Source organism: Novosphingobium cyanobacteriorum (assembly GCF_029436685.1).
In the GTDB taxonomy this organism is placed as follows: Bacteria; Pseudomonadota; Alphaproteobacteria; order Sphingomonadales; family Sphingomonadaceae; genus Novosphingobium; species Novosphingobium cyanobacteriorum.
Genome location: NZ_JAROCY010000004.1, coordinates 57389 through 69938 on the forward strand (window position 1 = coordinate 57389; position 12550 = coordinate 69938).

15 protein-coding genes are annotated in these 12550 nt (G+C 66.0%); 8 read left to right on the forward strand and 7 right to left on the reverse strand.

Translation table 11 applies throughout. From position 1 onward, the window contains the following. Positions 1-3: 3 nt before the first annotated feature. The 4 genes from POM99_RS05100 to POM99_RS05115 are packed head-to-tail and all read left to right on the forward strand — an operon-like array spanning position 4 to position 3968. Positions 4-1095, forward strand: coding sequence for an A/G-specific adenine glycosylase (locus tag POM99_RS05100; RefSeq protein WP_277275780.1), 1092 nt, complete (start codon positions 4-6; stop codon positions 1093-1095). Beyond that, complete coding sequence (locus POM99_RS05105) at positions 1092-2357, forward strand: serine hydrolase domain-containing protein (protein WP_277275781.1); 1266 nt, start codon at positions 1092-1094, stop codon at positions 2355-2357. Before POM99_RS05100 ends, POM99_RS05105 begins: the two co-directional genes overlap by 4 nt. Before the next feature lie 10 nt (positions 2358-2367). Continuing rightward, entirely contained in the window at positions 2368-3252 is an 885-nt protein-coding gene (nudC, locus tag POM99_RS05110) for an NAD(+) diphosphatase (RefSeq protein ID WP_277275782.1), read from the forward strand. Further along, complete coding sequence (locus POM99_RS05115; protein ID WP_277275783.1) at positions 3249-3968, forward strand: DsbA family oxidoreductase; 720 nt, start codon at positions 3249-3251, stop codon at positions 3966-3968. Before nudC ends, POM99_RS05115 begins: the two co-directional genes overlap by 4 nt. 300 nt (positions 3969-4268) lie before the next feature. Here the strand turns inward: POM99_RS05115 and POM99_RS05120 are convergent, their stop codons facing one another. The 4 genes from POM99_RS05120 to mgtE form a co-directional block, all read right to left on the reverse strand. Continuing rightward, complete coding sequence (locus POM99_RS05120; RefSeq protein WP_277275784.1) at positions 4269-4724, reverse strand: hypothetical protein; 456 nt, start codon at positions 4722-4724, stop codon at positions 4269-4271. An 88-nt stretch (positions 4725-4812) separates the two neighbouring features. Then, positions 4813-5100: a helix-turn-helix domain-containing protein gene (locus POM99_RS05125; RefSeq protein ID WP_277275785.1), complete on the reverse strand. Its 288-nt coding sequence runs from the start codon at positions 5098-5100 to the stop codon at positions 4813-4815. A 93-nt stretch (positions 5101-5193) separates the two neighbouring features. Further along, entirely contained in the window at positions 5194-5586 is a 393-nt protein-coding gene (locus POM99_RS05130; RefSeq protein ID WP_277275786.1) for a DUF1489 domain-containing protein, read from the reverse strand. A gap of 13 nt (positions 5587-5599) precedes the next feature. Continuing rightward, positions 5600-7057 carry a magnesium transporter gene (gene mgtE, locus POM99_RS05135; protein WP_277275787.1) on the reverse strand — a complete coding sequence of 486 codons (1458 nt, stop codon included), beginning with the start codon at positions 7055-7057 and terminating at the stop codon, positions 5600-5602. Positions 7058-7166: 109 nt separating this feature from the next. Between mgtE and POM99_RS05140 the strand changes: the two genes are divergently transcribed. The 4 genes from POM99_RS05140 (at position 7167) to POM99_RS05155 (ending at position 11215) form a co-directional block, all read left to right on the forward strand. Further along, entirely contained in the window at positions 7167-7622 is a 456-nt protein-coding gene (locus POM99_RS05140) for a peptidylprolyl isomerase (protein WP_277275788.1), read from the forward strand. Positions 7623-7743: 121 nt separating this feature from the next. Then, positions 7744-8598, forward strand: a complete 855-nt coding sequence (locus tag POM99_RS05145) for an AraC family transcriptional regulator (RefSeq protein ID WP_277275789.1) — start codon at positions 7744-7746, stop codon at positions 8596-8598. A 276-nt stretch (positions 8599-8874) separates the two neighbouring features. Continuing rightward, positions 8875-9300, forward strand: a complete 426-nt coding sequence (locus tag POM99_RS05150; protein ID WP_277275790.1) for a Rap1a/Tai family immunity protein — start codon at positions 8875-8877, stop codon at positions 9298-9300. A gap of 223 nt (positions 9301-9523) precedes the next feature. Beyond that, positions 9524-11215, forward strand: a complete 1692-nt coding sequence (locus POM99_RS05155; RefSeq protein ID WP_277275791.1) for a M10 family metallopeptidase — start codon at positions 9524-9526, stop codon at positions 11213-11215. A gap of 60 nt (positions 11216-11275) precedes the next feature. Here the strand turns inward: POM99_RS05155 and POM99_RS05160 are convergent, their stop codons facing one another. Genes POM99_RS05160 through POM99_RS05170 form a run of 3 tightly spaced genes read right to left on the reverse strand, consistent with a single transcriptional unit; the run spans position 11276 to position 12478 of the window. After that, positions 11276-11638 (reverse strand): XRE family transcriptional regulator, encoded by a 363-nt coding sequence (locus POM99_RS05160; RefSeq protein ID WP_277275792.1) that lies wholly within the window; start codon positions 11636-11638, stop codon positions 11276-11278. Between the two features lie 5 nt (positions 11639-11643). Then, positions 11644-11997 (reverse strand): type II toxin-antitoxin system RelE/ParE family toxin, encoded by a 354-nt coding sequence (locus POM99_RS05165; protein WP_277275793.1) that lies wholly within the window; start codon positions 11995-11997, stop codon positions 11644-11646. A gap of 46 nt (positions 11998-12043) precedes the next feature. Next, on the reverse strand, positions 12044-12478 hold the full coding sequence (locus tag POM99_RS05170) for a YqfO family protein (protein ID WP_277275794.1): 435 nt from the start codon (positions 12476-12478) through the stop codon (positions 12044-12046). Between the last annotated feature and the right edge of the window lie 72 nt (positions 12479-12550).

Genomic DNA, 12550 nt, shown 5'->3' on the forward strand with positions numbered 1-12550 from the left:
GCGATGCAGGCCAGCACCCAAGCGCACCCGTCCCCGATCCTTGATGCGCCAGAAGTGGTCGCACCGCTCCTGCTCGGCTGGTACGACGCCCATGCCCGCCGCCTGCCGTGGCGCGCGTTGCCGGGCGATCCCGCGCCCGATCCCTATCGCGTGTGGCTGTCCGAAGTGATGCTGCAGCAGACCACCGTCGCTGCCGTCACCGCCTATTATGCAAAGTTCCTGTCGCTCTGGCCGCGGGTTGAAGACCTGGCCGCTGCGCCCGATGCCGATGTCATGGCGGCGTGGGCGGGGCTCGGCTACTATGCCCGCGCGCGCAACCTGCTGGCCTGCGCGCGTGAAGTCGCGCGGCGGGGCGCCTTTCCCGATACGGAAGAGGGCCTGCGCGCGCTGCCCGGCCTGGGCGCCTATACCGCCGCCGCCGTGGCCGCCATCGCATTCGGCCGCCGCGCCGTGGTGGTTGACGCGAATGTAGAGCGCGTCGTCGCCAGGCTCTTCGCCATCGAAACGCCGCTGCCCGCCGCGCGCCCGGCCATCCGCAGGGCGACCGATGCGATCACGCCCGCGGCCCGCGCGGGCGATTTTGCGCAAGCCATGATGGACCTCGGCGCCACCGTCTGCACCGTGCGTGCCCCGCGTTGCCAGCTCTGCCCGCTGCGCTCCGCCTGCCGCGCGCAGGCGCAGGGCGAGCCCGAGCGCCTGCCCGCCAAGGCGCCGAAAAAGGCCAAGCCGGTGCGCAGGGGCCGCGCCTTCTGGATCGAGCGCGATGGCGCGGTCCTGCTCGTCACCCGCGCGGGCAAGGGCATGCTTGGCGGCATGCGCGCGCTGCCCGACGATGGCTGGTCTGCCCGTGCCGATGGCCATGCCACGCCGCCGCTCGCCGGGGAATGGCGCTCCGGCGGCGTGGTCCGCCACGGCTTCACCCATTTCGATCTCGAACTGCAATTGATGCTTTGCGATTCGCCCGATCCGGCTACTCTGCCCGCCGGGGAATGGTGGCCGGTCGATGCGATCGAGCAGGCCGGCCTTCCCACCGTCTTCGCCAAGGCCGCGCGCCTTGGCGTGGCGGGCAAGCAAGAACGGGACCGGGAGAGATGATCGAAACCGCCCTTACACGCCGCGCCTTGCTGCGCACGTCGGCCCTGCTTGGCGCAGGCGCGCTTCTGCCCGGCGCCTCGCGCGCCGGTCCGCAATGGGCCAATGTGAAGCGCCTGGTCACCGGCTATGTCGATGGGGGCAAGCTGCCTGGCATGGTCGCCATTCTGGGGCAGGGGCAGGCCGCGCCCCATGTGATCGCCCGCGGCACCACCGAGCGCGGCGCGTCACCCCCTGTCACCGCAGACAGCCTGTTCCGCATCTATTCGATGACCAAGCCGATCACGGGCATGGCCGCGATGATCCTGGCGGATGAAGGCAAGCTCGGCCTCGATCAGCCGCTTGGCGATATCCTGCCGCGCTTTGCCCGGATGCAGGTGCTGGACAATCCCGATGCCCCGCTCGATCAGGTTCGCCCCGTGCGCAACCCCATCACCATCCGCCACCTCCTCACCCACACCGCCGGCCTTGGCTACACCATCGTGCAGAAGGGCCCGATCAAGCAGGCCTATGAAGACGCCGGGCTGGTCCCCGCGCGTGTCAGCCGGGTGCCCATGCCTGATCTCGATACGCTGCATCCCGCGCCCAGCCTTGCCGCCTTCGCCGATCGCTTGGCCAAGCTGCCGCTTGTCTATGAACCGGGAGAGCGCTGGTCCTATTCGGTTTCGCTTGATCTGCTTGGCCGGGTGATAGAGGTGGTGTCGGGCCTTCCGCTCGATGCGTTCATGGCGGAACGGATCTTTGGTCCCTGCGGCATGCAAAGCACCGCATTCCAGGTTCCACGGCGCGATGCGGCGCGGCTCACCACCAATTATGGCTACTTCGATGGCATGCCGGTGCCGCTGGATCCAGCGCGCGCGTCGATCTATTTCGATCCTCCCGCCTTCCCCTTCGGCGGGGCCGGGCTGGTCAGCTCGCCACGCGATTATGACCGCTTCCTCGCCATGCTGCTGGGCGGCGGGCGCCTGGGCCGCACGCGGGTGATGAGCGATGCGGCGGTGCGGCTGGGCATGGCCAACCTGCTGCCGCCTGCCGCCATCGCCCCGCAGATCAACGGCCGCGTGGTCGGCTTCGGCGCGGGCGGCATGGTCGGGCTGGGTGAAGATGCCGGCACGTTCGGCTGGTCGGGCGCGGCGGGTACCGTGGGCTTCATCAATGCGCCCCGGTCGGTGCGCGCCGGCCTCTTCGTGCAGTTCATGCCGTTCAATGCCTTTGCCGTGCAGTCAGAATTTCCTGCGGCCGTGAAGGCCGATATCCTTGCGTGAAAGCCTCCCGATGACCGCATCCACCATCGCCTTTTCCGGTTCCGCGCTCGATCGCGCCGATCACATCCGAGCCAATTCGGAAAAGCTGGCCGAACTCACCAACTGGCGCGCCCGCCTGCTCAAGCTTGATGGACTGGCTCCGGTCATCGCGCCCGAAGGCGGGCTGGAATGGGGCACCCTGGCCGATGCCGATCCCGCCGCCGAACTCGTCTTCCTCGGCCTTTCTGCCGAAGGTCGCGCCTGCTTCGCCGCCGTCTCGCCCGCATTGATCGGCAGCGTCGCCCCGCCCAGCCCGGCGTTGTGGCAGGTGATGTCGCTGCTCGCGCCCGATGAACTCGCCACTTATGGCGGGGCCAAGGCGCTGGTCGATTGGCACGCCCGCCACCGCTTCTGCGCCCGCTGCGGCAGCGCCACCGTGCTGGCCAAGGGCGGGTGGCAGCGCAACTGCACCAACGGCGCGTGCAAGGGCGAACATTTCCCCCGCGTCGATCCGGTCACGATCATGACCGTGGAATGCGATGGAACGCTCCTGCTCGGCCGCCAGCCCCGCTTCCCGCCCAGGCGCTTCTCCGCGCTCGCCGGGTTTGTCGAGCCGGGCGAAACGATCGAGGAAGCCGTCGCGCGCGAAGTGCACGAAGAAGCGGGCGTGCGCGTCCGCGATGTCACCTATGTCTGCAGCCAGCCCTGGCCGTTCCCGTCCTCGCTGATGATCGCCTGCCACGCCCATGCCGACGATCCCGCGCTCACCATCGACGAAACCGAGCTCGACGACGCGCGTTGGTTCTCGCGCGCGGAAGTGGCCCACGCGATGAGCGGGGCCGAAGACGGCGCCTTCATCGCCCCGCCGCCCTTTGCGGTGGCGCATCACCTGCTCAAATGGTGGCTGGAACAATGAACGCCCATTCCCAACTCGAACCCGCCTCCGTCACCATAGACATCTGGTCCGACGTGATGTGCCCGTGGTGCGTGATCGGCACGCGCCAGCTGGAAACCGCGCTCGATGCGCTGGAGGGGGAGATAGAGGCCACCGTCCGCTTCCACCCCTTCGAGCTGAACCCTGACATGCCGCCCGAAGGCGAGGAGCAGGCCGCCCACATCCAGCGCAAGTACGGCCGCAGCGCGGCGGAGTCCGCAGGTGTGCGTGACCGGCTGAAACAGGCGGCCGAAAGCGCCGGCTATTCCTTCGACTATACCGGCCCCGGCGAAGCCCCGCCCGCCATGATGTGGAACACCCGCGCCGCGCACCGCCTGCTGGTTTGGGCGCTGCGCGACCTCGGCCCCCAGGCGCAGGTCAGCCTCAAGCACGCCCTGTTCGACGCCCACTTCCGCCTGCGCCGCAACCTGTCGGACCCTGATGTGCTGGCCGACATCGCCGAGGAAACCGGGCTTGACCGCACCGCCGCCGAAGCCGCCATCACCGATCCCCAGATCGACGCCATCGTCGAAGCCGGCGAACGCCAGGCCTGGGACTGGAACATCACCGGCGTCCCCGCCATGGTCATCAACGGCAAGTTCCTGATCCCCGGCGCCCAGGACCCGGCGACCTATGCGGGAGCCCTGCGCAAGGTGGTGGAGCGGGAAAGGGCTGCGGCTGAGGCGGCCGAGGACTAAGGCAAACCTCCCGTCCCTCCCCATTTTTGCGCAGCAACAAATGGGGAGGTGTCAGCGCGAAGCGCTGACGGAGGGGTGTTGCTTGCGGAGTTAGTTAAACTGTCCCCCGAATTCCCTAATTCCCTGAAATGTTCGGAAAAATCCGCTTTTTCGCCATTTCCTCAGCAATGCAACCTCCGGGATGCAAACCCAGAACCGACAATGGAATCAGCCCGAGTGCCAGTAATATCAGCAATGCCACCAACATCGTAAGGATTCCAGGCGGGCTAATTTTCATTGTTTTGAATTTCGGGAAAACCATCACTGCAAGGCTGTGATGCCAAGCTTATTCATCCAAAATAAATTTAGCACATTGCTATCATTTTCATAATGAATTCTTTTATATTTTTGAAAATTGTATTCATATCTTGTAATTGAATATTCTTGATTAATTGATAGATTTAAAATTTTATTTTTTGACTGAAATTCTTTAGCAATAATGAGCGGCATTTTTTGATAAAATTTCACCGATAGCTCGGTCGGGCCCTCCCACCTTATAAGTGGTCCCGCGTCGTTTGCCCCTATCCCTCCGACAGGAATCCAAGTCAGATCTTGCAAATCATATTCTCTATTTGAATGTTTCCTTATGAAAATGAATTCATCACTTTCTATTGAGCCCGTATCGCAGTTCAATAAGAAAGCCGCAGCATCATATCGAAAATCTGGCGACGTCGCATGGTCACCTACTGCATAGCGACAACTCGGCCTTGATTGCATGCAGCTGCAGAGTAAGATTAGACCAAGGAGTTTTGGAAGGAGTTTCGGAGACAGTTTACTTAATTGCCTCATCAAGTCGCACCCCCACTCACCGCAGCAGTTCGCTCACCAGCGAGGGCCTTTGCGCGATCATCGCCAGCAGCACTTGCGCCGGGCCCCTGGGGCGGCGTCGGCCCTGTTCCCAGTTAAGCAACGTACCCTTGGCCACGCCGATGCTGCGCGCGAAGGCGCTTTGCGAAAGGCCGGTGCTGGCGCGGATCGCCGCGACATCGACCTTGGGCACATCCACCGTGTGAACCACCGCGCCAATCTCGCGGCCTTCGGCGAAGGCCAGCGCCTCGCTCAGTCCCTGCTTGATGCTGTCATAGGCGCTCATGGACCGCCACTATAGCAAGCAAAGAGCAGCTTGCCGAGGGCAACCACCGCCGTGTCTTGCCATCGCTCCGCCACTGGCGAGTGTGCCCTCAGTTCAAACCAACCCCAGCCGCGCCAACTCCCCCGCAATCTCCGGCGGCAGGATGTCCGCGCTTTCGCCTTCGCCCAGGTCGGGCGGGCAATCGGCGTGTTCCAGGTAGCGCCAGCCCTGGTGGGCGCGGCGGGGTTTGGGGTGGACGTCGATCAGGTGGGTCCTGATCACGATCTCGGTGCGACCGTCGGGCGCTTCCTCGAAGCCGATGATCTCGCTGCGCGCCACCAGTTGGTGCTTGAGGATCCAGTAGACCGAGCCGCCGATCATCTCCGCGGCGCGTTTGGGGCGGTTGCGCGTGGTCAGCTTCGCCACCTCGCCACGGGTGCGGAACCAGCCGTGGACTTCGGCCAGCGACTGCGCGCCATAGGCGACCTTGGTCATGCTCAGCGGCATCGCGGTGCGCCCTTCAACCCGTCAGGCCGGTCAGCACGGCAAGGCCGAGGAACGAGAAGAAGCCCATCACGTCGGTCGCCATCGTCACGAACACCGCCGAGGACACGGCGGGGTCCACGCGCAGCCGGTCGAGCGTGACCGGCACCATGATCCCGGCGAGCCCGGCGACGAGGTTGTTGATCACCATCGCCGCGCCGATCACCGCGCCAAGGTGCGGGTTGGCGAACATCAGGCCGGTGCCCAGCCCGATCAGCGCACCGAGCGACAGGCCGTTGGCCTGCGCGATGCGGAATTCGCGCAGGATCATGCGGATGGTGTTGGAACTGGTCAGCTGGTTGGTGGCGATGGCGCGCACCACCACGGCCAGCGTCTGCGTGCCGGCGTTGCCGCCCATGCCCGAAACGATCGGCATCAGCACGGCCAACAGCGCGAAGCGGGCGATCGCGCCCTGGAACAGCCCCACCACCGATGATGCGATGATCGCGGTGCCCAGGTTCACCACCAGCCAGGCCAGGCGGGTGCGCACGGTCAGCGCGATCGGCTCGTTGATGTCGCCATCGCCCGCGCCCGACAGGCGCAGCACGTCCTCGCTCGCCTCTTCCTGGATGATGTGGACCACGTCGTCCACGGTGATCTGGCCCACCAGGCGGCCGCTCTCGTCCACCACCGCGGCAGAGATCAGCGCGTACTTCTGGAAGCGCAGCGCCACCTCTTCCTGGTCCATCGCCACGGGAATCAGCGTCTGGTCGCGCTTCATCACGTCGGACAGGGCCACGTGGCGCGGGGTGCGCAGGATCCAGCTGAGCACGCAGGTCCCCACGGGGCGGTGCTTGGGATCGACGATGAACACTTCCCAGAACTCGGTGGCGAGGTCCTCGTCCTCGCGCAGGTAGTCGATCAGGTCGCCCACCGTCAGGTGTTCGGGCACCGCGATGAAGTCGCGGCTCATCAGGCGGCCGGCGGACTCCTCGGGAAAGGACAGCGCGCTCTCGATCGCGGCGCGGTCTTCCGGCTCCATCTCGGCAAGGACGGCCTGCTGGTCCTCCTCGTCGAGATCCTCGATCATGGCGACGGCGTCGTCCGTCTCCATCTGCTCGGCAAGGTCGGCCACCTCGTCGGGATCGAGATCCTCGACCAGCTCCTCGCGGACCCAGTCGTTCATCTCGGCCAGCACGTCGGAGCCGAGCAGGTCGTTGATCGCGCGGGCGAGATCGGCGCGGTGCTCCTGCCCGATCAGCTCGAACAGGTCGGCCACGTCGGCGGGGTGCAGCGGTTCGACGAGGTTGTAGACCGCGTCCTGGTCACCCGCTTCCAGCGATTCGGTCACCCTGCGGATGAACGAGGGGCGCAGGGTGTTGTCCTCGTCGTCGAGGCTTTCGGAATTGCGCGCAGGCTCTGCCACCGGCGGCAGCGCGTCATCCACGATGCCGTCGGCGCGGATGTCCTCGAACCGGTCGTCCTCGCGCTCCATGGGCGCGGGATAGGCGAGCGACCGCCAAAAGCAACCGCCAAGGCGCGCGCCTGTCGACTTTGTTGGGGAACGGCCCTAATGGGCGGTCAAACAGCAAGGAATCTGGACAATGGCTGACGAAAAACTGGTCCTCTCGCTCGACAGCGGCGACGTGGTAATCAAGCTGCGCCCCGATCTGGCCCCCGGCCATGTGGAGCGGATCAAGGAGCTGGCGGGCGAAGGCTTCTATGACGGCGTGAAGTTCCACCGCGTGATCCCCGGCTTCATGGCGCAGGGCGGCTGCCCCGATGGCACCGGCATGGGCGGTTCCAGCAAGCCTGACCTGAAGGCCGAATTCAACGATGCGCCGCACGTGCGCGGCGTGTGCTCGATGGCGCGCACCAGCTATCCGCATTCGGCCAACAGCCAGTTCTTCATCTGCTTCGACGATGCCCGCTTCCTTGACAAGCAGTACACCGTGTGGGGCGAAGTGGAGAGCGGGATGGAGCACATCGACGCGCTGCCCAAGGGCGAGCCGCCAGCCAGCCCGGGCGTGATCCGCAAGGCCAGCGTCGTCTCTGCCTGAGACACAACGCACTGATACGAATACTTAAAGGGGCTGCTTCGGCGGCCCCTTTTTGCTTTAGGACATAGCTGTTGTCCGCAGGCCCATGCAGGTTGGCAGAAGCCGGGGCCGCGGGGGCAGCATGACCGAAACGACGACGATGCAGTACTGGCCGCCGCAGGCCGACCTTGCGGGGCTGGTCACGGGATACCATCACTACCGCGTGTCGCCGCCGCCGGGACAGGTGCACCGCGATGCCTTCCAGCCGGCATGGTTCAACCTGCGCATCCTGTTGACGCCCGAGACGGTGTGGCGGGTGCGGATCGGCGCTGCGCCATCGGTGCCCGTTCCGGCAGAGGCGCTGTTCGGGCCGGGCAGCAAGCTGACGTGGTCGGCCAGCGATGCCGGTGCGGTGGTGGGCGTGGGCCTGACCCCGCTGGCGTGGCTGCGCCTGAACGCCGGTGCCGCCGCCGACCTTGCCGACCGTGTCCTGCCGGCGGGCGATGTCCTGTCGGGGGTGGCGGAGCTGGCGGCCACCCTGCGCGACGCCGGGCCGGATGAGACGCCCGCGCTGTTCGGCCACTGGCTGTCCGGGCGGCTGGCGGCGCCGCAGCGGGGCGAGGAGCGGGCGGGACGGATCATGCGCGCCCTGCTTGACCCGGCAGTGCGCACCGTGTCCGCGCTGGCTGCCGAAGCCGGGGTGACGCCGCGCACGCTGGAGCGGCTGTGCCTTGTCGCCTTCGGCTTTCCGCCCAAGCTGCTGCTGCGCCGGGCGCGCTTCCTGCGGTCGATGCACGCCCTGTTAGACCGGGGCAGCGCAGGCGTGGCGATCGATCCCAGCTACAGCGACTATTCCCACTTCGTGCGCGAGGCACACGAGTTCCTGGGCATGACGCCCACCCGGTTCCAGCGCATGGCACCCCCCATGCTGCGCCGCTCGCTGGAAGAGCGCGCCCGCCAGCTGGGCGCCCCGGCGCAGGCACTCGCCAAGCCGTGATGCCGGTTGCGAGGTTGACACGGTTGACACTGTCCAATGGGGTAAACCGAAAATCCCGCCGCTGGTGCCTGAACGGGTGCCGGCGATGCCCCCAAGAAGCCTGTGAATGACGGAAAACCGAGCGATTCGCCGTTCAAGCAAGGCAATGGTCGCAAAAACGCGCCGTGTAGGAAAGTTGTTTTTAGATAACAGGCGCGTCTGTTATTAATCTTTTCCCGCACGCCCCCGAATGCGATTGGATTGGGCCTGCGGCGGGCAAGCTGATAGGGTGCCATCATGATCCTTTCGCCCATGACAGACCGGCCCGCCACGGCTTGCCTTGGAATGGTGGCCGCCGCGCTGCTGGCCTGCGCCGCCACCCCCGCCCGTGCCGAGTGGATGAGCGCGGGGCAGCTGGCGGACCTGTGTGCGTCCACCGTGCCCACCGATCGCGGCCTCTGCCTGTCCTATGTGATGGGCGTGCTCGATGGGGGGCGCTGGCGCGATCCGGCACTGAAGACGCCGGATGACCAGACGGGCGGGCAGGTGCGTGATGTGGTGGTGCGCCATCTGGTGGCCCATCCCGAAGGCCGCGACCAGCCCGCGCGGCTGGCGGTGCAGGCGGCAGTGGCCGAGGCCTGGCCCGCGCTTCAGGCCAGGCCCGCGGCAAAAGCGCCCGCAAAGCCGAAGAAGCCGGTGCGCAAGCGGCGTACGCGCGGATAGACCGCACCGGCGCGTTTCCAACCGTTTACCACGCAAGCGCCTGCAACACCGGCACAAGGCCCGCTGAACGGCTGCGAACCGGCGCCATCGCCTGCGCAACCGCGCGGACCGTGGCTTAGCGCGCTGTTCAACGCCGCCTGCCATGGCGGGCTGGGGGCACGGGCGCCAGACGGCCGTGTCCTCACCACGCAGGGGCCTTTGGCAGGCAGTCGGGAGCGGGCAGTTGGCGGTCTATTCGGGATTCTCTCCAGTGGCGCGATATGCGCTGAGCGGGAACAAGTTCATCGATTCGCTGCTGCCGGCACAGGCCTGGTTCCGCGTGGCGTGGTCTGCCTCGGATGCCGGCACCACGCAGGTGACCTACAGCTTCCCCTGGGCCGATGGCGTGGCGAGCCCGTTCGTGCCCGGATACGGCAAGGGCGAAAACGTGGCGGCGGTGACCGGCGCGGTGAATGCGGGCCAGGCGGCGCAGATCGCCGCAGCCTTTGCCCAATGGTCTGCCGTGGCGAACGTGGCGTTCACGCAAGTGGCGGAAACGGCAGGCGGCACCGTGGGCGATATCCGCGTGGCGTTCTCCTCGGCCGTTCCTTCCGGTTACTGGGGCTATGCACTGGGCGTGTCCGACGGGATGAACAACGCCCACGGCGACATCTGGATCGACGACAGCATGATCGGCCAGTCGTTTGCGCCGGGCACCTACAACTTCATGGCGATGATGCACGAGATCGGCCACGCGGTGGGGCTGAAGCATCCGTTCGAGGCACCGAAGATTCCGGCAGGCTTCGACAACCGCCGCTATACGATCATGTCCTACACCGATCCGGCCAATGCATCGTGGATCAACCCGGCCACGGGCAAGTGGGAATACCTGATCAAGTCACCCATGGTCTATGACATCCTGGCGATCCAGAAGATCTATGGCGCCAACATGGCGTGGCACACCGGGAACGACGTCTATTCCTTTGCGCCCGGCGCGCCTTCGTTCGAGGCGATCTGGGACGCCGGCGGCAATGACACGATCAGCGTGGCCGATTTTACCAAGGGCTGCACGATCGACCTGCGCGCCGGGGCCTACAGCTCGCTCACCTATGACGCGCTGACGCTGACCAGCAACATCGGCATCGCCTTCAACTGCGTGATCGAGAACGCCACCGGCGGGTCTGGCGGGGATACACTGCTGGGCAGCGATTTTGCCAATACGCTGGCGGGCGGGGCTGGGGATGACACGCTGCGCGGCAATGGCGGGGACGATGCGCTGCAGGGCGGCGCGGGCGCGGACACGCTGGATGGCGGCGCGGGCAACGATGCGCTGGACGGCGGCGACGGCGTGGACACCGCCAGCTATGCCGCGAGCACCGCGGGCGTGAAGGTGAGCCTGGCGATCAGCGGATACCAGGCGACCGGCGCAGGCAACGACAGCCTGACGGGAATCGAGAACCTGACGGGCGGGGCGGGGGCCGACCTTCTGGTGGGCGATGGTTGCGACAACCGGCTGGATGGCGGGGCGGGCGCGGACAAGCTGCTGGGCGATGCCGGGGCCGATGTGCTGGTGGGCGGCGGCGGGCGTGATGTGCTGCTCGGCGGGGCAGGGGGCGACACGTTCCTGTTCGCCACGATCAAGGACTTCAGCGGATCGGCGGTGGGATCGGCCGACCAGATCCTTGATTTCAGCCAGGCCGATGGCGACCGCATCGACCTTTCCGCCGTGGACGCGGTGAAGGCGACGGCGCTGGTGAACGACGCGTTCACGTGGATCGGCTCCGCCGCTTTCGGCAAGCACGCGGGCGAATTGCGCTATGTGGTTTCGGGCGGGATCGGGCTGGTGACCGGCGATGTGGACGGCAATGGCAGCGCGGACTTCGCCATCCGCATTGATGGCGGGCCGGCGCTGACGGCGGTCGATTTCCTGCTTTGACCCCCCAAGGCAGTGGTTGAAGGGGGACGATGCTGCATCAGGCCGGCAATCAGGTTCGTCTTACGCCACCTGCTTTGCGGTGTCGATTTCTCCAACACCGGTGAGCGTGAACGCACCGGTTCCGGGCAGTTCCACGCGCAGTTCCAGTGTGCCACCTGCCGCTTCGACAAAACGGCGCAGGGTCGAGAGGTAAAGGTCGGCCTGGCGTTCCATCTTGACCACCGCAGGCTGCTTGATGCCGAGGCTTTGGGCGATCTGTTCCTGACTGCGCTGGGCTAGCTTGCGCAGCGCCTTGAGTCCTTCGACCTCGGCCTGAAGCTGCGCCGTGCGTTCCGCAATCCGGGCCTGTGCATCGGCGGGCATCGCCGTAACGACTTCATCAAGCGTGCGGCCCAGAACGCTGGGCTTTTCCGACTGTGCCATCGTTCCTATCCTTTCAACGTATCAAGATGTTCGGCGAAGCGTGCATCGGCTTTGGCGATCAATCCCTTGTAGAACCGCCTTTGCGCGACGCCCGCCTTGTCTCCCGCCACGAGGAGAATGGCTTTGCGTTCGGGATCGAAGGCAAAGGCAACGCGCCATACGCCGTCGTCCGCACTGAACCGCAGTTCCTTCATGTTCGTATGGGCCGAACCTGCAAGGGTATCGGCATGGGGGCGCCCGAGAAGCGGCCCCTGCAACTGCAGCAATCCTGCGCTGGCGGCCAAAGCTTCCTGCACATCCTGAGGAAGCAGGAGGAACTCGGCTTCGAACGCCCGATGAAAGACGACAGTCCAAGACATTGATGAAATATAACCCTACGGTTATTATTTGTCCAGTGCTCGCGCCTTAAACCTCCGGCCGCAGCAGCAGGCGCGTCTCAGTCACCTCGATAACCGGCACTTCCCACGGGTGCGCCTGCACCAGGGCGAGGTAGGCGGCTTCGACCATCGCGTCGGTGGCGGTGTCGCGGATCCAGGTGGTGAGGGTGACGGTGGCGGAATGCTGGATTTCGCCTGCCTTGCCCAGGGTTGGCTTCGCGGCGAAAGTGGGGGCGAAGGTTTCCCAGCCCAGCATGATCTCGGCTACGCCATTATAGACGCGGAAATCGCCGAGCGCGGGTTCATCACGGATGATCTGCAGCATCGCCGCCAGCACCGGATCGCGGTCCATCGCGGTGCGGTCTCCGCCCAGCAGCGCGGCGAGCGTGGCTTCACTGACCGGCACGTGGACGGTGAGGCGGCGGGCGCGGCGGCTGGTGACGCGGGCGAGGGGGGCGGGCATGGCTTGGTCCTTGGTGTTCCGTTTCACCGGTGGCAGGGAACCCCCACCCCCGGCCCCTCCCCACCGGGGAGG